The 21,716-nt window shown below is 62.8% G+C and carries 19 protein-coding genes; 5 read left to right on the top strand and 14 right to left on the bottom strand.

The features are described 5' to 3' along the window. The first annotated feature begins 131 nt into the window (after window positions 1-131). A complete protein-coding gene (locus I6E60_RS02735; RefSeq protein ID WP_197122786.1) occupies window positions 132-689 on the top strand; it encodes an NUDIX hydrolase in 558 nt (185 codons plus the stop codon). A 101-nt stretch (window positions 690-790) separates the two neighbouring features. Here the strand turns inward: I6E60_RS02735 and I6E60_RS02730 are convergent, their stop codons facing one another. The 8 genes from I6E60_RS02730 to I6E60_RS02695 form a co-directional block, all read right to left on the bottom strand. Next, complete coding sequence (locus I6E60_RS02730; RefSeq protein WP_197178760.1) at window positions 791-1,207, bottom strand: PGPGW domain-containing protein; 417 nt, start codon at window positions 1,205-1,207, stop codon at window positions 791-793. A gap of 36 nt (window positions 1,208-1,243) precedes the next feature. Then, on the bottom strand, window positions 1,244-3,808 hold the full coding sequence (mgtA, locus tag I6E60_RS02725; protein ID WP_197178759.1) for a magnesium-translocating P-type ATPase: 2,565 nt from the start codon (window positions 3,806-3,808) through the stop codon (window positions 1,244-1,246). Further along, on the bottom strand, window positions 3,805-4,938 hold the full coding sequence (locus tag I6E60_RS02720; RefSeq protein WP_197178758.1) for a YbhN family protein: 1,134 nt from the start codon (window positions 4,936-4,938) through the stop codon (window positions 3,805-3,807). The genes mgtA and I6E60_RS02720 overlap by 4 nt, the downstream gene beginning before the upstream one ends. A gap of 126 nt (window positions 4,939-5,064) precedes the next feature. Beyond that, a complete protein-coding gene (locus I6E60_RS02715; RefSeq protein WP_197178757.1) occupies window positions 5,065-5,769 on the bottom strand; it encodes a hypothetical protein in 705 nt (234 codons plus the stop codon). A 321-nt stretch (window positions 5,770-6,090) separates the two neighbouring features. Then, window positions 6,091-8,475, bottom strand: coding sequence for a DEAD/DEAH box helicase (locus I6E60_RS02710; protein ID WP_197178756.1), 2,385 nt, complete (start codon window positions 8,473-8,475; stop codon window positions 6,091-6,093). A gap of 356 nt (window positions 8,476-8,831) precedes the next feature. After that, window positions 8,832-9,056 (bottom strand): hypothetical protein, encoded by a 225-nt coding sequence (locus I6E60_RS02705; RefSeq protein ID WP_197178755.1) that lies wholly within the window; start codon window positions 9,054-9,056, stop codon window positions 8,832-8,834. 103 nt (window positions 9,057-9,159) lie between these two features. Beyond that, entirely contained in the window at window positions 9,160-12,315 is a 3,156-nt protein-coding gene (locus I6E60_RS02700; protein WP_197178752.1) for an efflux RND transporter permease subunit, read from the bottom strand. A 158-nt stretch (window positions 12,316-12,473) separates the two neighbouring features. Beyond that, window positions 12,474-13,895, bottom strand: a complete 1,422-nt coding sequence (locus tag I6E60_RS02695; RefSeq protein WP_197122772.1) for a PLP-dependent aminotransferase family protein — start codon at window positions 13,893-13,895, stop codon at window positions 12,474-12,476. A 61-nt stretch (window positions 13,896-13,956) separates the two neighbouring features. Here I6E60_RS02695 and I6E60_RS02690 point away from each other — a divergent pair, with 61 nt between their 5' ends. After that, on the top strand, window positions 13,957-14,607 hold the full coding sequence (locus I6E60_RS02690; protein WP_197122770.1) for a YitT family protein: 651 nt from the start codon (window positions 13,957-13,959) through the stop codon (window positions 14,605-14,607). 79 nt (window positions 14,608-14,686) lie between these two features. Here the strand turns inward: I6E60_RS02690 and I6E60_RS02685 are convergent, their stop codons facing one another. Both I6E60_RS02685 and I6E60_RS02680 read right to left on the bottom strand, forming a co-directional pair. After that, entirely contained in the window at window positions 14,687-15,472 is a 786-nt protein-coding gene (locus tag I6E60_RS02685) for a MerR family transcriptional regulator (RefSeq protein WP_197178750.1), read from the bottom strand. Window positions 15,473-15,519: 47 nt separating this feature from the next. Then, window positions 15,520-16,161 (bottom strand): hypothetical protein, encoded by a 642-nt coding sequence (locus I6E60_RS02680; protein ID WP_197178748.1) that lies wholly within the window; start codon window positions 16,159-16,161, stop codon window positions 15,520-15,522. Window positions 16,162-16,266: 105 nt separating this feature from the next. Between I6E60_RS02680 and I6E60_RS02675 the strand changes: the two genes are divergently transcribed. Both I6E60_RS02675 and I6E60_RS02670 read left to right on the top strand, forming a co-directional pair. Continuing rightward, on the top strand, window positions 16,267-16,662 hold the full coding sequence (locus I6E60_RS02675; RefSeq protein WP_197122764.1) for a CrcB family protein: 396 nt from the start codon (window positions 16,267-16,269) through the stop codon (window positions 16,660-16,662). Beyond that, window positions 16,659-17,036 (top strand): CrcB family protein, encoded by a 378-nt coding sequence (locus I6E60_RS02670; RefSeq protein WP_197122762.1) that lies wholly within the window; start codon window positions 16,659-16,661, stop codon window positions 17,034-17,036. The genes I6E60_RS02675 and I6E60_RS02670 overlap by 4 nt, the downstream gene beginning before the upstream one ends. 43 nt (window positions 17,037-17,079) lie before the next feature. On the opposite strand, the gene I6E60_RS02665 is transcribed toward I6E60_RS02670, so the two are convergent. Genes I6E60_RS02665 through I6E60_RS02655 form a run of 3 tightly spaced genes read right to left on the bottom strand, consistent with a single transcriptional unit; the run spans window position 17,080 to window position 19,503 of the window. After that, window positions 17,080-17,697 carry a phosphoribosylanthranilate isomerase gene (locus tag I6E60_RS02665; RefSeq protein WP_197122760.1) on the bottom strand — a complete coding sequence of 206 codons (618 nt, stop codon included), beginning with the start codon at window positions 17,695-17,697 and terminating at the stop codon, window positions 17,080-17,082. Beyond that, window positions 17,694-18,653 carry a carbohydrate kinase family protein gene (locus tag I6E60_RS02660; protein ID WP_231601106.1) on the bottom strand — a complete coding sequence of 320 codons (960 nt, stop codon included), beginning with the start codon at window positions 18,651-18,653 and terminating at the stop codon, window positions 17,694-17,696. Before I6E60_RS02660 ends, I6E60_RS02665 begins: the two co-directional genes overlap by 4 nt. Further along, the gene (locus tag I6E60_RS02655; RefSeq protein WP_197178746.1) at window positions 18,592-19,503 is read right to left on the bottom strand and encodes a pseudouridine-5'-phosphate glycosidase; all 912 of its coding nucleotides are present in this window, start codon (window positions 19,501-19,503) and stop codon (window positions 18,592-18,594) included. Before I6E60_RS02655 ends, I6E60_RS02660 begins: the two co-directional genes overlap by 62 nt. 127 nt (window positions 19,504-19,630) lie before the next feature. Between I6E60_RS02655 and I6E60_RS02650 the strand changes: the two genes are divergently transcribed. Beyond that, complete coding sequence (locus I6E60_RS02650) at window positions 19,631-20,524, top strand: LysR family transcriptional regulator (RefSeq protein WP_197178744.1); 894 nt, start codon at window positions 19,631-19,633, stop codon at window positions 20,522-20,524. A 24-nt stretch (window positions 20,525-20,548) separates the two neighbouring features. Here the strand turns inward: I6E60_RS02650 and I6E60_RS02645 are convergent, their stop codons facing one another. Next, window positions 20,549-21,709, bottom strand: a complete 1,161-nt coding sequence (locus I6E60_RS02645; RefSeq protein ID WP_197178742.1) for an AAA family ATPase — start codon at window positions 21,707-21,709, stop codon at window positions 20,549-20,551. Window positions 21,710-21,716 lie beyond the last annotated feature (7 nt).

Genomic DNA, 21,716 nt, shown 5'->3' with positions numbered 1-21,716 from the left:
TACGACGGCCGCCACACTTATGTTCGCGTGTTTCTGCACAACTGCCCTGCAGGAGTGCACATGAGGTCTCCCACGGTTGCCGCCCCGAGGTCGAAACCGGGACCGAGACCTACGTATCGGATAATGACCGAGTGATAGTCGACGACTTCCTGACCAGCCTTGCAGCACTCCCCGCTTCACCCGCCCGCGAGTCTTACCTCTCCTTTGTCAGGGCGGGTGGCTCGGATGCGCTCGCGCGTGATGGCGGGCCAGAACATGTGACCGCATCCTGCTTCGTGTTTTCCCCCGACTTTGAGCGCGTGCTGCTGTGCTTTCACCGCAAGGGACAATTTTGGGTGCAATTCGGCGGCCACATCGAACCACAGGACGCCTCGATCGCGGATGCCGCACTGCGCGAAGCGCGCGAGGAGTCCGGAATCGCCGAGCTCGCTCTGCGCTCCGAGGCGATCGTCGACCTCGACCGTCATGAGTTACACGGCGGCTTCGCGTGTGCTGCCCACTGGGATGTGGGATTCGTCGCGATCGCCGCCGCGGATGTCGACTTCGCGGCCAGCGACGAAAGCGAAGACGTGCGGTGGTTCACCACGAACGCTCTCCCCGAGAATGTTCCCAGCAGCTTCCCGGCGAGAATCGCCGCTGTTGTGAACAGCATCGCTGGCAGAGCCTCCAACGAGCCAAGCGCCGATTAGCGCTGGTGCTTCGGTACTGCGGTACTGCGGTACTGCGGTGCTGCGGTGCTGCGGTGCTGCGGTGCTGCGAGCACACCACCACGGTCACTGAACGAGAGCGCTCAGTCTCCGGAAACTTCGTGGTCGCCGACGCCAACAACAGCAGCAGCGGAATCGGAATCGGTATCGGAATCGGCGGCAGCCCGCACAGCCGCCCGCCGTTGACGCTTCTCGTTGGCCGCGGCAAGTGCCTTGCGGGCGAGGGCATTCGCTTTGCCGCTCGCTTTCTTTGCCATCTCAAATTCGGTACCGAGAAGAGCCAACCCGCCAATGGCCACGAGCGAACCTGGCCCGGGCAACGGGATCAACACCACACCAAGAGCGACCGTCGTGCCGCCGACGACACCGACAGTCGTGCGATAGACACGGTCTGCCTTGGGGTTCTTGCGGATCGCCTCGCGCGTTCCATGAGCAGCGGAACTTGCCGCGTGCCCTACCGCCACGCCTGCACGCGCGGCGACTGTTCGTTTCTGGCTCATAGGTTGATTCTACGAGTGGCTGCCGCTGTCATTCGTTCAGCGACGCCAGAAAATCCGCTTCACTAATTCGGTCGTCACGACATACGCGATAGCGACGAGGATCACCAACACCAGCAGTTCAAACGGGATGGGCACCAGCTGCAGCAGCGTCGCGACTGGCGAGTAAGGAATCGCGATTGCCACGATCACGACAGCGATGCTGGAGAGCACGAGCCAGCGACTTGGCCTGCTGCGATAGAACCGCCCGCGCGTTCGGAGCACAAACAACACGCCAACCTCGGTGAGGATGGAAGCGAGGAACCAGGCACTGCGAAACTCCGGCGCCTCAGCATCAAAGCCCCACCGCAGAATCGCAAACGTTGCCAGATCGAACACCGAGCTGAGGGCTCCGAAGACGAACATGTAGTTGCGGATGAGCTTCACGTTCCACCGTTGCGGTCGACGCAATTGCGCCTTGTCCACAGAGTCTGTAGCGATGAACGTCGCCGGTAAGTCCGTCAGCAAGTTGATGAGCAAGATCTGGCCAGCCAGCAATGGCAGGAATGGCAACACGAGAGCCGCGATCGCCATGCTCAGCATGTTGCCAAAATTGGCGCTCGTGGTCATGAAGATGTACTTCATGGTGTTCGCAAACGTGCGACGCCCCTGAAGAACCCCATCGAGAATCACGCGCAGATCTTTGTCGAGCAGCACAATCGCCGCAGACTGTTTTGCAACGGGAACAGCAGTGTTCACCGAGATGCCGACATCGGCAGCGTGCAGCGGCGGCGAATCATTGATGCCGTCACCGAGATAGCCGACGACCTCTCCCGCGGCCCGGAACGCACGCACAATGCGCTCTTTCTGCACCGGGTTCAGCTCGCTAAAGACCTTCACCGGAACAACGGCGGTGGCCAACGCAGCATCATCAAGGGCATCGATATCGTGCCCCGTGAATACGGTCGTGACATCGAGCCCGACCTGGTGCGCAACATGGGATGCCACGAGTCGGTTGTCTCCGGTCACCATCCGCACCGACACCCCGCTGGCGCCCAAGTCCGCCAAGGTGCTTGCGGCATCCGGCTTCACGGGATCCGCAAACGTCAGCAGTCCAACGAGGGTCATCCCCGATTCATCGCCGGGCGTGGCTTTTTCGTGGTCGGAGAATTGGCGAGTCGCGATGCCCAACACCCGGAAGCCTTGGGCGCTTAACTCGGCGAAGCGCTGCTGGATGCCCGCGAGCACTTCTGCGATCGGTACCGTGCCCGCCGCCACTGCGGCGTGTGTGCAAACCCCGAGGATCGGATCGAGTGCACCCTTGGAAATCAGGATCGATTGCTCAGCTGGCCCGCGACGCACCAGCACGCTGAGACGTTTGCGCAGAAAATCGTAGGGAATCTCATCGAGCGCTATCGCCGTCGCCGGAACCGAATGCGCAGCGACGATCGCAGCATCGATCGGGTTCTTCCACCCGAGTTGCAGTCCCGCGTTGAGGCTGGCCAAATCCGCCACGGAGACACTGGTCGCACCCTCGAGGTCCATCGCGCTATCAAGCTCAATCTCGCCCGCGGTCATCGTTCCGGTTTTGTCTGAACACAACACCGTCATCGAACCGAAGTCCTCAATAGCGTCAAGACGACGCACGATCACTCGAGTGCGCGCCATCATCTTCGCGCCCTGAGCAAGGCTGATGCTGACAATCGCCGGCAACAGTTGTGGCGTCAGCCCGACCGCGAGCGCGAGGGAGAACAGCGCCGAGTCAATGATCGGGCGCTGCAAGATGAGGTTGATGGCGAAGATCACGATGACGAGAACGACCATCAGTCTGGTCAGCAGAACGCCGAACGACGTCATCCCACGTTCGAACCCATTCTGCGGCGGCCGAGAATTGAGCCGGTCGGAAATCGATGCGATCTCTGTCGCGCCGCCCGTGCGCACCACCAGCAGCGTCCCCATGCCGCTGGAGACGTGGGTGCCGAGGAACGCCGCATTGCTGCGCCCCGTCAGCGGTGTTCCGGCTGGAACAATACCCGGCACTTTTTCGGATGGGAACGTTTCGCCCGTCAACGCGGATTCATCCACGGTCAACGAATTCGAACTCAGCACAAGACAATCGCCTGGGATGAGATCGCCAGCCGAGACGATCGCAATGTCTCCGGGCACGACCTCGCCGACCGGGATATCCGCGTTCGTGCCATCTCGTGTGATCACAGCGGAGACCTCGACGGTGGCCAACAGCACATTCATTGCCCGACCAGCGTTGCGCTCCTGAGAGAAACCGAGCAAGCCCGACAACAACAGAATGACCAAGATGATCGCCGCATCCGTCCAGTCGCCGAGAGCACCAGAAAGGATGGTCGCCGCAATCAGGATGAGTTCGATGGGGCTAATGAATTGCCTGCCCAGCAGACGCCACACTGAGTCCTCGGCGCGAGTGTTGAGACGGTTGGGGCCTACGCGTTCGAGGATGCTGGCGGCTGCTTCTGAGCTCAAGCCAACCGGACTGCTGCCGAGACTGGCTTGCAGGCTCTCCGCATCAGAAGCCCAAAACGGGGATGCCGACTCAGGCTCAGCGGCACTCGCGTTGCCATCGGAAACGCTCTGGTTTGACGCTGCAGTCATGAAGGGTTCCTGAGGCTACGGTCGTGCTCGGTGCGGGGCGGTTTGCTGTTGGCAGCGCGGTGTTTGAGGGCGGCCCGACGGTGGCGGCTCAAGCGCAACGAGAGGTAGGCGCCAGCTCCCACCGGGATGGGTAGCCAGTACTCGAACACGCGCCATCCGATTACTCCGAGCAGGGCGGCAGCCTGTGGCACCCCGAACCCGACCAGCGCGGGCACCGTGATTCCCTCGACCAAACCAATCCCGCCCGGAGTCAGCGGCAGCAGCGCAATGATGCTCGCCACTCCGTACACGGTCAGGAGTGGGCCGAGAGCTAGCTGATGCCCGAACGCAGCAAGCATCACCCACAGCGAAGCGGCGTCAAAGAGCCAATTGCCGAGCGCAAAAAGCACCGCCAACACGAGCCTGCGCCGGTCATGGCCGAGGGTGCGGAGATCGCCAGCGATGGACCTCACGAGCCCCGAGAGGCGATTGCCCACGAACGGGAAGCGGTGTTCGAGCACCGTGGCGAACCGCGCCACGCCCTCGGTGCGGGCCATCAGGAGCCACGCTCCGCCCACCAGCGAACCCACCAGAACTACGACGACGACACCGGCGAGCACATAGTTGCTCGTATCGCCCTGAATTTGCGCGAGAGCAAGAACGATGCCCGCACCGAAGACCATCGTGAGCGCCACGTTAGAGATCGCGACCTGCACTGCAGCAACACTGAGCGCGCGTTTGGCCGGGATGCCCTCCGCCGTCAGAAAACGGAACCTAGCGACGGCCGCTGTAGCGCCTCCCCCGGGCAGAGTGTGGTTGAGGGCGAGGTCCGATAGGTCGATGCGGAGCAGGGTGCGAAACCGCAGTTTTCCCCATCCGAGCACAGTGCCGCTCAACGAGCTATACGACACCAGCGAAAGGATTTGCAGAAGCAGAGCGCCGGCGATCAGCCACGGCGACACATCCTTCACCGCCTCAAATGATTCTTCGGCATCAGAGAACTGCGGGATCACAAAGAACCAGAGCACCGGAACCAGAACGGCCACCGTCAGAACAATTCGCAACCACAGCGGCACCCGATGAGTGGGAAGCCCGCGACGATGCGAAGAAATCGCCCCCGGAGTGATTTCCCCCTCAGACTGCGGATTCACAGAAGACCTCTTCTGGTAGCGAGAAACGGCGTGGCCCGTTTCAGTCGCTACATTACTCCGCAGTGGGAAGGTCAATTGTTGACCAGCTTCAGCGACCTTAAAGCCGCCGATCTGGCGACAGGTTGCCTACTCGCGAGCTGCGATCACACCCTCAAAACCAGCGATGCGCGTCGCGACAACCTCAGCAGCTTCCTTGGCCTCGGCTTCGCTGGCATCCATGAGTGCCGACTGGTAGCGAGCAGTGAGGTCGTACAGCGTCTGGATCGCGCCGGTCTCAACATTGCAGGTGGCCTGAATCACGGCGATTCGTCGGTTCTCGGCGCTGTCGCCATCCGACTCGTAGTCGAACTGAGGCATCGGTGAGTCGGCACTGAACTCTAGCCCCTGCCCAACCATGCACTCCTTGGCCACAGCGAGCGCTGCTTGGCCTGGCTCCGAAGCGAAGGCGGCATCGTAGGCAGCGTCCGCGACCTGCGCATCGAACGAGTAGCCGTCATCCAGATTGAAGCGTGTTTTCATTTCTTCTTTGGATTCATCGAGGCAGCGTAACTCGTCATCGGTCGGAGTCGGGGGCACTTGGTCGATGAGGGCCGCAATCTCGAAACCGTACTCCTGAGCGAGCGGGACGCTCCACAGCCCAAAGAGCCGATCCTCTTCGATCGACACCGTCTCTGACCGGCTGTAGCCAGGCAGCCCACTCTCGGCGAGGCACGCGTCAGTCAATACCTGCGACGCTTCACGCCGGAGTTCATCGACCTGCGGCGCATCCCGGTCAATGGCATCCACCGGCAGAACAACGGTGCCCGCCTCGAAGTCGAGCGTGGCGGTCACGTGTGCATAGGGCTCGATGTCGATGCTTGAAGACGCCAACCCGACTGGGCCGGTCGAGCATGACGACAGTAGAAAACTGGCAGCGATGAGCAGAACGCCCGCCGGGGTCGCGATCCGAGAAGTGTGTTGCGATCGAATAAACATCTGTGGTTACCCAACAATCTTATTATTTGAGATTTAATCGCAACAGCGCGTGCGCTCCATAGAACCACGGGATGCCACGCCCGTCAACCACAGCGGGCGCATGCAGAAAGCCCCGGATGCCGACCACGTGAGTGGGGCATCCGGGGCTTTCTTATGCTCGAGTGAGCGGGGTGCTTGTTAGAGCGCAGCCAGCTTGTCGACGAACGAATCGCCAGGCGCTACGTCGACCGACTCTGCATCGATCTCGGCGCGGCCGAGGAGTTCGTCCATCTTGCGACGACGGTTGCGCGGGATGAGCGTGACAACGGTTCCGGCCTTGCCTGCGCGACCGGTGCGGCCGGCGCGGTGCAGGTACGTCTTGTACTCCTCGGGAGCGTCAGCCTGAATAACGAGGCTGATGTCATCCACGTGGATGCCGCGGGCTGCAACGTCGGTCGCGACGAGCACGTTGACCTTGCCGCTCGTGAGCATCTGCAGGTTGCGGGTACGGCGCGACTGGTTGAGGTCACCGTGAAGGCTCGTGGCGGGGGTGCCACCCATGCTCAAGAATTCGGCCATCTCTTCAGCGAATGCACGCGTGCGGGTGAAGACGAGAGTCTTGCCCGTGCCGGCGGAAAGCTGCTTGATGATCGCACGCTTGTCGCGCTGTTCGATGAGCAGAACCTTGTGGTCGATCGTGGAAGAAGCCTGGTCTTCACCAGCAACCTCGTGCACGGCCGGGTCAACCAAGAATTCCTTGACGAGAGTGGCGACACCCTTATCGAGGGTTGCCGAGAACAGCAGCTTCTGGCCGCCCTCGCTGGTCTCACGCAGAATGCGCTGAACAGGCTCGAGGAACCCGAGGTCGCACATGTGGTCTGCTTCGTCGAGAACAGTGACCTTCACCTGGCTGAGGTCGAGACGACCCTGCTCGATGAGGTCTTCAACACGGCCTGGGGTCGCGATGATGACATCGACACCACGGGTGAGGGCTGCAACCTGCTTGTACTGAGGAACGCCACCCACGATGGTCGTGGTGAACAGGCCAACGCTGCGAGCGATGGGCTGAATGGTGCGGTCGATCTGCTGAGCAAGCTCACGGGTCGGAGCGAGGATGAGGGCGCGCGGCTTGCGGCCCATCTGACGATCCTTGCCACCATTGTTTTCCATGAGGCGCTCAACGAGAGGCGCACCGAAAGCGATGGTCTTGCCCGATCCAGTCTTTCCGCGGCCGAGAACATCCTTGCCGGCGAGAACGTCGGGGATGGTTGCTGCCTGGATGGGGAACGGCGACTCTGCACCCATGGAGGCGAGCTGACGCGAAATGTTCGATCCAATACCGAGGTCGATGAAGGACTTGCCTTCAACATCACTGGCGGTAACGGTCTTGGCTACGAGACGCTCAAGTACAACGTCTTCCTGCTGCGAGTGCGACGACTTGCCATCGCGGGCCGGGTAGTAGGCGCTTTCGCGCGGCTCGGAACGCTGCGGGCGGTCATTGCGATCGTTGCGGTCGCTGTACGACGGGCGCGAACCACGGTCAGGGCGGTCGCCATACGAGGGACGCTCTGAACGCTGCGGGCGCTCGTTGTAGGCGGGACGCTCGGAACGCTCGGGGCGTGAACCGCGGTCGGGACGGTCACCGTACGCGGGGCGCTCGGTGCGCTGAGCACGGTCGTTGTACGACGGGCGCTCGGTGCGACCAGCGGATGCGCCACGGTCACCATACGAGGGACGCTCAGTGCGGCCAGCGTTGCGATCGTTATAGGACGGACGCTCGGTGCGATCGTTGTAGGAGGGACGGCCACCGCGGTCGGGGCGGTCACCGTAGGAGGGACGCTCTGAACGGCCTCCAGCATTGCGGTCATTGTACGAGGGGCGCTCGTTACGGCCGCTCGAGTTGCGATCGTTGTACGACGGACGCTCGCTGCGACCGCTCGAGTTGCGATCGTTGTACGACGGACGCTCGCTGCGACCGCTCGAGTTGCGATCGTTGTACGACGGACGCTCGCTGCGACCGCTCGAGTTGCGATCGTTGTACGACGGACGCTCGCTGCGACCGCTCGAGTTGCGATCGTTGTACGACGGACGCTCGCTGCGACCGGCGTTGCCGCCACGGTCGGGACGGTCGCCGTAAGACGGGCGATCGTTGCTGCGCTGCGGGCGCTCGTTGCGGTCGCCATACGAAGGGCGTCCGCCGCGCTCGGGGCGGTCACCATAGGAAGGACGGTCATTGCTGCGCTGGGGACGGTCACCATAGGCGCCACGTTCGTTGCGCTGCGGGCGGTCACCGTAGGAGGGGCGATCTCCGCGGCCGCCGGCCTCGGGGCGTCCACCACGGGCAGGCTTTTCGCGAGGAGTCCAGTCGGGGCGACGCTCGTCGCGTCCGCCACGGGCTCCGCCTGGCTTGCGGTCTCCGGTGCGAGCGGCACGGTCATCCGCGCTCCAGCGACGCTTGGGGGCATCGCCCTCATCGGCACGGAATCCGCGGTGACCTTCGCTGCGTGAACCGCCACGTTTGGGCGCTCCAGAGTTGAAGTTTTTGTTGCCACGACCAGTGGCAGGCTTATTGAAATTAGGCATAGTTCTTTCCGGGTTGTTCTTAGATGGAACACATCTAGTGCGTGGAGCACGCGCGCACGCCAACACTCACCATTTAGTTAGCGAGACACCGATTGGTTAGAAACCGATTGGCTGTCTTCTAATTAGCTTGAGCATTCGTACGCTGCACTACTGAACCCGGGCAGTCTTTGACCGAGGCCGTCACATACATTCGTGTGATTGTCACCAGTTGGATGGACTGGCAAACCGGCCCGCAAGACTTACAAACCCATACGCGAGATTTCGCGCTGTCTTGAGCCGACTTGACTACGTTACTCGATCGAGGCCCTAATAGCGAGGTTCGAGCGGATGCCGCTACTGGCCGCTTCGCCGGCTCACTAAACGTTGTGGTTGTAAGGGAAGTCCCGGAGGTCAGTCTGCTGAACAGGCTGCGGTTGCGAATTCACCTTCGACTCGCGACGCTCGAGCCACTTGTGGTGATCGCGCAGTGCTCCGACTACGGCGGCTCGAATAATGCCGTAACCCAGCAGCACCCCCACAAGAAGCAGCACAACGGGTAGCAGTATGGCGAGAGTCGTGAACGATGACATGTTGTCGAGCATGAGTGATCCGTTTCTATCCGCGGCAAGCCAGTTGCAATAGTGACAGAAATTCTGTTTCCCCACGGCAGCTGAACCGGCGTGGGGAAACTAGACCACTCACGGATTACTCTGCGGTGGCAACCACCGGAGTCTCGCGACCGGCTTTCTTCGCCGCGCGACGACTCTTGCGATCGGTGCCGGCAGCCTTCTTGTCTTCGCGACGCTCCTTGGCTCCCTCAACGAGGTAGTAGAGAACGGGAAGCACCACGAGGGTGAGGACCGTCGAGGAGACGAGTCCACCGATCACGATGATGGCGAGCGGTTGCGAAATGAAGCCTCCCTGACCCGTGACACCGATGCCGAGGGGAAGGAGCGCGAAGATTGTCGCCGCAGCGGTCATCAGGATGGGGCGAAGTCGACGCGATGCACCCTCGATGATGGCTTCGCGAGCACGCATGCCCTTCACGCGGTACTGGTTGATGAGGTCAACGAGCACGATCGCGTTCGTCACGACGATACCGATGAGCATGAGCACACCGATGAGCGAGGCGACACCGAGTGGGATGCCCGAGATTACCTGAAGCGCAATGGCACCGGTTGCCGCGAAGGGCACCGAGACCAGCAGCAGCAACGGCTGGCGGAGGCTCTTGAAGGTTGCCACCATCACGACGTACACGATGAGAATTGCGACCAGGAGCGCGAGGCCAAGCTGCTGGAACGCATCCGTCTGCTCAGTAGCGACGCCGCCCAGTTCAGCCGAAGCGCCCGCGGGCAATTCTGCTTCGTCAACAGCGGCAGCAACCAGAGCGGATGCCGTTCCCACGTCGTCGCTGCTCGGCGTCACGCTCAGGGTCGCACTGCGTACGCCCTTCACCGAGGTGATGCTCGCGGGGCCGTCGTCAACGGACACTGTGGCGACATCCGTCAGCGGGATGAGTCCGGTGGCACCCGGGATCTCGAAGTCTTCCAACTCTTCAATCGTGGTGGGCGCGAGGTCATTGAGAATGTAAATCGAGAGCGTCGATTCGTCGATGACGGCGCTACCGACCGCATTCGGGTTCATCGCACCGGTCACAATTCCACCGACTGCGATCTCGCTCAGCCCGACTTCGGCGGCCTTGTCGCGGTCAACAACGATCGAGATGAATGGCTGCTGTTCCGACAGGTTGCTGGTGGCTTCGGCAACGATGTCGAGGTCGCGCACCTGCTCGAGTAGGGCATCCGATGCTTCGCGCAGTTCAGAATCGCTCGTGGCGGTGAGGTTGATCTCGATGTCACTCGATGCGAAACCACTGGATGCGGCAGCAAGGGTGATCTCGCCGGCATCCTCGATGTCGGCGACAGCGTCGCGCACGTCTTCTTGCAGCTCGGTCTGATCGAGGTCGGGGTCTGTCGTGAGCGAGAACGCGTTGGCACCGCTGCCGGAGAACGCGGCCCTTAGGGATCCACCACTAGAACCGATGGAGAGCTGCACAGTCTCGATGCCGTCGAGGTCCATGAGAACCGCTTCAACCTTCTTGGCGGCTTCGTCGCGAGCTTCGAGGCTTGCACCGAGCGGCAGGGTTTGGTTGACCGTCAGAGTGTTTTGTCCGCTGTCGCCAATGAAGTTGGTCTTCATGAACGGCACGAGTGCCACTGTTCCACCGAGCAGGAGAACAGCCGTCATGAGTGTGGCAACGGGGCGCTTAAGCGTCCACTTGATTACTGGCAGGTAGCCACGCTGCAGGGCGTTGGTCTTCTCTTCCTGAGGCATACCCGCTGCGTGCGCGTGCTCGACAGCGTCTTCGGTGTGGCGCGGTACAGCCTTGTTGCCGAGGAACCAGTAGGCGAGCACCGGCACGATGGTGAGCGATACGAAGAGTGATGCGGCGAGCGCGATGGCGGTCGTCAACGCGAACGGGCGGAACAGCTCTCCCGTGATGTCGCCGACAAGAGCAAGAGGCAAGAACACGGCAATGGTCGTCACGGTGGAGGCCGTGATGGCTCCCGCAACTTCCTTCACAGCCGTCTGGATCGCCTGAAGCTTCGGCTCCCCCATCGAGACGTGTCTCTTGATGTTCTCGATGACCACAATCGAGTCATCCACCACTCGACCAATCGAGATCGTGAGGGCTCCGAGGGTGATGATGTTGAGCGTGTAACCCGAGACCTGCATACCGATGAAGGTGATGAGAACGGATGCCGGAATCGAGATCGCGGTCACCAGCGTCGATCGGATCGACAGCAAGAACACCAGAATCACGATCACGGCGAAGACAAGACCGAGCAATCCCTCGGTGGTGAGGCTGTCGATCGATTCTTGGATGAAGGGTGCCTGGTCGAAGACGACCGTGAACTTGGTGTTGTTGCCGAGGGCACTCTCAAGGTCGGGGATCGCTTCGAGAACGGCTTGGGACACAGCCACGGTGTTGCCCGCGGGGCTCTTCGTGATCGCGATCGTGAGCGAAGGCTCCCCGTCAACGCGCGAGATTCCGGTGGCGGGATCGTCGATGACGTCGACTTTCGCTACGTCTGAGATGGTGACGACGTCGGTGTTTGAACCGCCGAGCAACGGCAGTTCGGCAATGCCGTCTGCCGTCGTGATGCGCTGACCGGCCTGCACCGTGAGGGTCTGACCGTCTTCGGTGATCTCACCGGCTGGCAACAGCACGCCGTTGTCGTCGAGCGCAGAAATGATGTCCTGATTGTTCAGCCCGTTGAGGAACAGTTCGTCTTGGTCGGGAGTGATAACCAGGCGCTGAGTAGACGTACCCAGCAGGCTTGCGTCACTGACGCCATCCAACTTATTGAGTTCAACCAGAGTGGATGCTTCGAGCTTGCTGGAGAGCTCAAGAGGGTCGAGATCGCTCGAGACTGCGATCTGCACGACCGGAAGATCGGTGAAGTTGAAGGTGAAAACTTGAGTGTCGGCGGAGTCAGGAAGCTGGCCGGAGATGCGGTTGATGGCGAGCTGAATCTTCTGCTCAGCAGTGGCGATGTTGGTGCCGTATTCGAAGGATGCCGAAATGTTGGCGAAGTTCGAGTTCGAGGTTGCGGTCGTCGACTCAAGCCCCTCGACGCCCTGGATGGCGGCCTCAAGCGGGCCAGCCAAGTCCTTATCAACAACCGCCGGAGATGCGCCCGGGTAGGTCGAGACGATGAAGATCTGCGGCAACGACAGCGACGGAATGAGCTCTTGCTTGAGCGACGTCAAAGCAACGCCACCGAAGATTCCGATAACGATCGTCACGAGCGCGATGAGAGCGCGGTTACGCAGGGAGAAGACAGAAAGCAGATGCACGAGGGAACTTTCGTTGCTGTTAAACGCGGGCGCGGTCGCAAAAACCACTTCTTGGTTAGGTCAATTCTCTCAGCACGCTGAGTATTCCGCGTACTCTCGCGAGATTACATCTACGTTAAAGGTGCGAAGCCGAAATGACGCTCTCTCCGTCGTGCAACTTAGACGACGTTTGCGAATTCACTGCTCGCTGGCGAGAACGGATGCCGCATCACCGTCGACCACGCTGCGGCGAGCGCCGAGACGCCCTGTTCCAGGTCGGCCGCGCCCCCGCTGAACGGAATGCGCAGGAAGCGTTCGAAGGCGCCATCCATGCCGAACCGCGGACCAGCCGCGATCACGAGCCCTTCGTTGCGGGCGGCGAGCACGAGCTGCGAGCTGACGGGTTGGCCGAGATTGATCCACGCGGTCATTCCGCCGGGGGTGTGCGGCACCTGCCAGGACGGCAGTTGCTCGGCGAGGAGGGTGGAGAGGTGCTCGCGGCCGGCCCGAAGAGACGTGCGCCGAGCATCCAGAATCGCCGGATAGCTCTCAAGAATGTTGGTGACGACGAGCTGTTCGAGCAGCGGGGTGCCAAGGTCACCGGCGGAGCGAGCACGAACGAGCTGGCGGATGGTGGCGTGGTCGGCGCGGATCCACCCTGTGCGCAGCCCACCCCACACTGTCTTGCCGACCGAACCCACCGAGATCGCGTTGCCGTGAGCGGCGAAGGGCAGCCGGACGCCGTTGCCATCCAGATCGAGTTCGGCCATTGTCTCGTCGGCGATGACTGCGGTGCCGTGGCGTTCCGCGAGGGTCAGTATTTTTTCGCGCAGCTCTTCGGGCATCGACTGACCGGTCGGGTTGTGAAAGTCGGGCATGAGGTACGCAAGCGAGGGGCTCGTGCGCTGGATAGCCTGCTCAACGGCGATGGCATCCCAACCGGTTTCGGTCGAAACACCGACCGGCACGAGTCGCGCGCCAGCCGCCCGGAGCGCATCGAGGGCGTGCGGGTAGCTCGGGTTTTCCATGAGGGCGCGGTCACCGCGTGACATGAGGGTGCGCGAAATCAGCGCGATGGCGTGCTGTGCGCCGAGCGTCACCATGATCTGGTCGGGGCTCGTCGGCAGGCCGCGGTCGGCATAGCGTTGGGCAATGGCCTCACGCAGCGCCGGGATCCCTACCGGGTCGAAGCCAGACTCCCCCAGGTAGGCCGGCAGTTGTTCGGCAGCACGGCGGGATGCCTCAATCACCTCGGGAGCGGCCGAAATGGTCGACTTGCTGAAATCGAGCATCTGCGGGGCAGCGGAATCAGGGATCAGGCTTGCGCGATGCGGCAACTGAGCAACACTGCCTGAGCCACGCGTGCTCTCGACGTAACCGCCCTCGCGGAGCGCCGAATAGGCCGCCGTCACCGTGGTGCGGCTCACCCCGAGAGCGAGCGCCAACTCGCGCTCGGCTGGCAGGCGCGTCGAGGTCAGAATGCGGCCATCCATGATGAGGAGGCGGATGCGGTCAGAGACGGCCAGATAGGCAGCGTTCGATCCACTCGCACGCCACTCGCCCATCATCACAACCAATGCGCGGGCAGAAAGGCTATTCATGAGGCCACAATACCGCGATTGGCCTCTTGTTCCGAGTCCAATTCCGTAATTGGATACTTACATGACTCCTCGCCTCACCATGACACGACGCATCGTTCAGCTCGGCACCGGCCTCTTCTTTTACGGCTTCGCCATCGCGCTGATGATTCGCGCCGAGGTCGGGGTCGCCCCGTGGGACGTCCTCGGGCAGGGCGTCTCGCTCAGCACCGGCATCCCCTTTGGCTTTGTGACCAACATCATTGGCCTGATCGTGTTGCTGCTGTGGATCCCGATCCGCCAGAAGCCCGGCATCGGCACCGTCTTCAACGTGGCGCTCGTGGGCCCCAGTGCCCAACTCGGATTGTGGATGCTGCCGGAGATTGAGGGACTTGCCCTGCGCATCCTCGTGTTCGTCGCGGGCTTGCTCTTGCTCGGCATTGCCACGGGCCTCTACCTCGGAGCACGCTTTGGGCCCGGCCCGCGCGATGGCCTCATGACCGGCATCCACCACCGCTACGGCGGCAAAATTTGGATCGTGCGCAGCAGCATCGAGCTTGTCGTGCTCACGATCGGCGCGATCCTCGGCGGCAACCTCGGTTGGGGCACGCTCGCGTTCGCGCTCTTGATCGGGCCGATTGTGCACTTCACGATTCCGCGCCTCATGGTGCCGGCCGCCGTCTCTGGCGAGAGCGTCGAGACGCCGGAGCCGATCCCCGACGTCACCGTTCCGTAGCGGCGCCGCACCCGCGCAGCGCGAGCACCCCCGCAACCCGCCCGCAACCCACCCGCGTGCGACAGATCAGCGGCGCGGACTAGCTCCAGCGTGCGGCCGCAAATGCAACCATGGCCGCGCGCACGAACTCGGCACCCGCCTGCCCGCCGTAATTGCGAGCGAAGCGGGGATCAGCGACATACAGGTCGGCAAGCCCGAGGTAATACTCCTGGGGCGGCCCCGCTTTTCCTTCGCTCGGAGTGCCGGGGATACCGACAAGCGCGTCGAACTGACGCTGCGCGAGCACCTGAGCGGCGTCGCTCTCGGGGTCATCGCCGCGCTCGGCAGCAGTGGCCCAGTCGGCCGCCAACTGTTTCTGTGCCGCAACGAACGCTGTTTGGTCGGCCGCACTCATCGCCTTCCACCAGGTGTTACTCGCCGCATACGAGTCAGCGCCCCAGCGCTGCTCGACTTCGTCCTTATGGGCGGCGTGGTCGAATCCGTCGAACATTTCTTCCGCCATGAGTGGCTCTCCTTCTGTGAGTTTATGGATGGTGGTGCTCACCGACGCAATGAGCCGATCGATTCGCTGCTTCTCGCCTTCGAGCAGGCGCACATGGTCTCTGAGCGCAGCCGTGTCGTCCAGCTGCCCGGCGAGAACCTCGGCAATGGCCGGAAGGCCGAGCCCCAGTTCGCGCAACAGCAGAATGCGCTGAAGGCGAGCGAGAGCATCCGCGCCGTAATAGCGGTAGCCATTGGTGCCGACCCGGCTTGGTGTGAGCAGCCCGATGTCGTCGTAGTGCCGCAGCGTGCGCGATGTCGTGCCGGTGAGGCGGGCGACGCCGTTGATCGAACGCTCGGCGAGCGGTGGGGTGTCGTGTGCCATACCTCGACGGTAGAGGTTGACGTTACGTCAATGTCAAGCGCGCGGCGCTATTCGGTGAATTTCACCGGAACGTAGACATCCTGCACCCGGTCATTGAGCGCCGTGTGGTCGTTGCGGGTGAAGATGCCGCACTCGTTCGTGATGCAGTCAGCGTCTTCGCCTTGCGGGTCGCCGAGCTCAAGGTAGGCCGTAAAGGTGCCGGTCGCGGTGTCGTCATAGCTGCGAGCGCCGAAGAGTCGCCACGCCCAATCCGCGTTGATCCAGTTGCTCGGAGCCCACTGCACAGTGCCCTCGGCCACGTTCTCTTGCTGCTGGCTCGGCACGCCACCGATGCACGGCCCCGGCTTGTCGGCAGACGTTTCTGGGATGACGCACACGGCAACGTACACACCCTGCGTGCCGTCGTAGCCGGTTCCCGTCACGACCACCCTTTCGTCACGAACGAGTGCTTCGGTGTCGATGGGTTCGCCGTTTTCACCGGCGACGCTGAGCGTGCGGGTTCGCCCGTCATCCCCCTCGGCGGTGACAGAGAGCGGCCATTCGCCGGCGGTGAGTTCTTGGTTCGATTGACCCGCGCTCTCGTGCGTGAGAATCGGCACGACGATGATAGCGATGGGCACGAGCAACACCACAACTACGGCGAGCACGATCCACGGCCAACGGCGGCGGCGCGCAGCAGTTCGGGTCATGGCTTCAGTCTAGGACTGCGCGCGGGGCGCGGGGCAGCGCCCGCTTGCCATAGGGTGACTGTATAGGCAGTACAGACCCGAGAACTGGCATTTGGAAGGCAGCGCATGATCCGTGAAATCGCTGCTGTTGCCGTAGGCGGTGCCATCGGCACCGGAATGCGGTTCGCCCTCGATCTTGCCTTTGCCACCGACGATGGGCTGTTTCCCCTCTCCACCCTGATCGCCAATATCGTCGGCAGTTTCGTGCTGGCACTCGTCGTTGCCGAGCTGTGGACACCAGCCCCGGTCTGGGCCCGTGCCGGCTTAGGCGCCGGTCTTCTCGGTTCCTTCACTACCTTCTCCGCACTTGCCGTCGCCGTCGTGCAACTCATTGGTGCCGACCAGCTCATCCCTGCCCTCATCTACCTCGCCGCCACCATGGTGCTCGGACTCGCCGCGGCCGCACTGGGCCTGCGCCTCGGTTTCGCTCGCGCACGCCGTCCTGACTTGGTGAACGAATGACCGCGGGCGTGGTGTTTGCGATCCTGGGCGCCGGAGCCGCCGGGGCCGTCTTGCGCTACCTCACCGCACGCGCGTTTGTTCCGAACAAGCGGTTCCCGTGGGCCGTGCTCGTCGTCAACATCATCGGCTCTGCCCTCGGCGGCACCTTGGCTGGCATGGCGCACATTGGCACGATCGACGCCAACCTCGAGCTCGTGCTGCTCACCGGACTCTGCGGCGGACTCACCACCTTCAGCACCCTCAGCGTTGAAACAATGCAGATCGCCACCATGAAGCGGCTCCAGACCGCCATCGCTAGCGTTGCCGCCAACCTCGTCCTCGGCATCGGCGTCGCCGCCGCGACCTACTTCGGCCTCATCGCGCTCGCGACTTAGCCTCGTCGCTCGGCTGCGTCGCCAGTGGGGTTTACCCCGCCGTTCAGACGGCGCGAACAGCCGCCACGAAAGCATGAATCAGTGCGGGATCCTTCACGCCTCGGCTCACTTCGACGCCGCTCGACACGTCAACGCCTCCCGGCTGCATGATGCCGACAAGCTCGGCCACATTCTGCGGGGTGAGGCCACCGGCCAGAATCCAGAAGCCGTCAGGCGCAGCATCCGACAGCAGCGTGGGATCAAACGCTGCTCCGCCGCCCGGCGTCACCGCGTCGATCAGCAATCGGTCGTCGGCGCGCAGCACTCCGTCACGGCTGAGCTGGCGATAATCATCGATAGACAGGGCGCGGATGGTGCCGAAGCCCTCTGCCCGCAGCCGGTCAAACTCTGCTTCAGTTTCGTCACCGTGCAACTGCACTGTGGAGATACCGGCCGCCTGCGCGGTGCGGAGCACCGTCTCGATCGGTTGGTTGCGAAAGACGCCCACCGTTTCGAGCGTGGACGGTAAGCCCGCGATGAGAGAACGCGCGTGCTCGGCGCTGACCTCACGGGGGCTGCCGGGAGCGAAAACGAACCCGATCGCATCGGCACCGCTGTCGGCGACCGCCGCTGCCGCATCCGCAGTGCTGATGCCACAGATCTTCACGAAGAGACGTGTCACTTCGACGCTGCTCCGGAGGATGCTCCCGGCGATGCCAGCACGAGCGCCGCGGAAGCGTGACCGCCCACACACGCCTTCTGCAGGTCTCTGCTGGCAAGGTACGAGGTCAGGAATCCTGCAGCGAAGGCATCACCGGCGCCGGTGAGGTCTCGGACCTCGGGAACCGGTGGCACAGCAACCGTCAGCGGCTCCCGACCAGGCGCGTGAACGAGGGTGGGATCCGCTCCCGCCTTCGTCACGATGATGGTGTTGGCGAGTCTCGCAGCGACAGCACCCGGCTGCCCGTCGACGACGACTCCAAGGCATTCCATTTCGCTGGCGTTGCCGATCAAGAAGTCGGGGCTGAGGTCAGCCATGAGATCGAGGAAGCGGTCGATGCCGTACTGGGCGAGCATGCCGGTGGACGAGACGTCGATCGAGACGAGAATCCCGCGCTGCTTGGCACGACGAATCACGTCAATCACGGTCTCGCCCACGGGTGCACCGTTGAAGGAGTAGGCCGAGACGTGCAACAGCTCAAGCCCGTCGAGCCACTCATCAGGCACCTCGTCGAGCATTGTTGCAGCCGCGCGGTTGGGCACCATGCTGCGTTCGCCGTCTTGGTCGATCAGGATGATGACGGTGCCGGTGACGTGTTTGCGCTGCACGCGCACGTCAACACCTTCGGCCTCGAGACCCTCGACGAGCAGGGTGCCGAGGTGGTCGTTGCCGACACAGCCGATGAAGCGCGTGGGGCCGAGTCGCCCAGCAAAACTGGCGACGTTCGCACCGCTACCGCCGCGGGTGTGAAAAATCTCCGCCGCCGTATCGGTGCCGTGCCTCAGCGGTTCAGCCAGCCAGACGACAACGTCTTCAACGAGGTCGCCGATGATTCCGAGCACGAGGGGCTCGCCGCTAGCGGGTGAGCGCCGTGGCGACGAGTCCGCCGAGAGCAACGTTGCCGCGGTAGACCTCAACGTTGACGTCGAGGCTCAGCCCCTTGGTGTCCTTCTGGATGAAGTCGAGAAGGAACGGGGTCGAGGCATTTCCGCTGATGCCCTGCTTGTCGGCTTCGGCCCAAGCGCGAGCGAGGATGTCGTCGAGCTGCTCTGGCGGAAGCTGCTTATCGGCGGCAACGGGGTTAGCCAGCAATACGGACTGCGGCAGACCGAGCTCATCGCGAGCGGTGACGACCGCGGCGACCTCTTCGGGAGTGTCAACCGCGTAGCCAATGGAGAAGCCCGAGTCGGTGACGTAGAAGCCCGGGTACTTGGTGGTGCCGTAGCCGATGACGGGGATGTTGAGGGTCTCGAAGCGCTCGAGGGTGGCGGGGATGTCGAGAATCGACTTCACTCCGGCACTGATGACGAGGATGGGGATCTGCGCCAACGTGGTCATGTCGGCCGACTCGTCGAAGGTTTCGGAGGCTCCGTGGTGAACGCCACCGAGACCGCCGGTCGAGAAGACCTTGACGCCCGCGTGGTGAGCGAGGAACGCGGTTGCTGCGACGGTGGTGCCACCGTGGATGCCGAGGGCGCGCACGACGGGAAGGTCGCGCAGGCTTGCCTTGGCGATCTTGTCGGTGTTGGAAAGCTCAGTGATCTGTTCGGTGCTGAGGCCGACCGTCGCTACGCCGTTGAAGACACCGATCGTGGCGGGCGTCACGCCCTGAGCGCGCAGCCCCGCTTCGGCTTCAAGAGCAACGTCGAGGTTGCGCGGGCGAGGAAGGCCGTGAGTGAAGATGGTGGACTCGAGGGCGACCACGGGGCGGTTCTCGCGAACAGCATCCTGAACTTCCTGGGAAACGTGGATGACGGGAGTAGACATAGTCAATCTCTTTCTTCGCTGATGCTCGTCGCTGAGGCTGCGCCGGAGGCGTGCCGTTACTTCAACCGTAGCCAGTCAATTGCAAAGAAACCAGAAAGAGTCGATGCGGGTTAGATAGCCTTAGCCTATGAAAATTACGCTGCGTCAGGTGGAGATCTTCGTTGCCGTGGCCGATGCCGGACACTTCGGACGAGCCGCCGAGGCACTGCAGATCTCGCAACCGACCGTGAGTCAAGAAGTGAGTCGGCTCGAACGCGCTCTCGGGGTCGGCCTGCTCGACCGATCCGGCCGTTCAGCAAAGCTCACGCACGCCGGCGAGACAATGGCGACCGAGGGCCGCCAACTGCTTAGCCACGCCAATCAGGTGGTTCGCGAGGTGCAGCTTTACGAGCCGAGCCGCATCCGCACGGCCCGCATTGTGGCCTCCCCCAGTGTGGTCAACCGACTCCTCCCCGCCGTGATCAGTCGGGCCGAGCACAGCCTGTCTTCTGTGCGCATCGAAGACGTTCTTGTCGACACGGGCGGCGTCTCCACTCGTCTCGTGAGCGAACACGCCGATATCGGCCTCGGTCGTTTTTTGGATGCCGCCGAAGGCTACAAAACCGAAGTGATCGTGCGCGAACAAGTCTTCGTCGCGCTCAGCCGCAACCACCCGCTAGCGAAGGCTGCCCACCTTGAACTCCCCGAACTCGGCGATCTCCCCCTGCTGCTCTGGCCGCGCGAACAAAACCCCGCCTACTTCGACTACCTACTCGAAATCTGCACCTCGCGCGGGCTTACTCCGCTGCTTCTCGTGAGCCCGCCCCGCATCGTCGGATCGCGACTGTACTTGCTGTCAGAAGCTCGAGCCTTCTCGCTCGTTTCCGCCGCACTCATCGGCCACCTACCCGAAGATCTCGTGGCGATTCCGCTCGCACAACCCGCAACACTGGCACTCGAGATGCAGTGGCGGGCGAGCGACAACCGGCCCCAGCTCGGCGAGCTGCGCGACCTCATTCGCGAGGTGGCATCCGCTGGCTAGCGAGCGCCGCCGCCGCACAACTGACTAGCGCTTCGGCCAACTCCACGCGGGTTCATCCAGCATCCCTTGCCCGTCAACCGCGGTTTCACCGTCGACTTTGACGAGATGGATGCGGCTCGCTCCTGATTCGTCGAGTTGCTCAACAAGCTCAGAGGCGTGCGACACCACCACGATCTGAGTCTGCTCGGCTGCCGCCTGGATTAGCTCCGCCAGGGGTGCAAGCAACCGGGGATGCAGACTCGTCTCGGGCTCGTTTAACACGAGCAGCGCGGGCGGGTTGGGCGACAACAATGCCGCAACCAGCAGTAAGAACCGCAGGGTGCCATCCGAGAGCTCGTGGGTATCGAGCGGCCGCAAGAGCCCGGGTTGCACCATCACGAGCGAGAACAACCCTTCGCTGGATTGCACCTTCACCGAAGCGCCATCGAAGGCTCGCGCAATCGTGCGGTCAAGCAAAGCGGCATTGCCGAACTCGCGAATCGTCTGCAGTGCGGCCGCAAGGTTGGTGCCGCTGTGGCTCAGCACCGGAGCACGAGTACCCAGCTGCGGCTGCCGCACCGGCGCGTGCGGGTCGGTGCGAAAGTGGTCGTAGAAGCGCCATGAACCGAGGTTTTCGCGCACCGTCAGCAGTTCAGGGGTTGTCGACGGGTCCGCGAACGCGGCCACCATGCTCTCGGTGGGCCGCAGCCGGTAGTCGTGCGGTACCCATTCGCCCGAATCACCCCGCACGCGCACTGCCCCGTTGCGCCGTTCCGTCAGCGCGGTGGCAGGGCGCAACACCGAGCCGTTGAAGACGGCTTCTGCCTTGATCTCCGGGTCACGAGCAAACATGGTCCGCTGATTGGTAGGCAGCCCGAAATCGACGGCATAGCCGAAGTCGCTGCTGGCGTAACCGAGCTTGAGTGCGACGACATCGCGACGCAACGTTCCCTCGACCGGATGCCCGGAACGACGTGCCGCAGAGGCTCCTGCCTCTGGACCCGCCCACAACAGGGACTGCACGCCGCCTTCTCTCGCGAGCGCCGCAATGGCACCGGACTGGGCAACCTCAGCAAGCAGGCGCAAGCTGCGGTAGACGCTCGACTTCCCGACGCCGTTAGCTCCCGAGATCACCGTGAGCCCGGTGAGGGGCAGCACTATGTGCCGCAAAGAGCGGAAACCTTCAATCGCCAGCGTCGTGATCATGCCGCGA

It is taken from the genome of Salinibacterium sp. SWN167 (genome assembly GCF_015864665.1).
Classification (GTDB): domain Bacteria; phylum Actinomycetota; class Actinomycetes; order Actinomycetales; family Microbacteriaceae; genus Rhodoglobus.
This window is presented reverse-complemented; position numbering and strand designations above follow the sequence as displayed.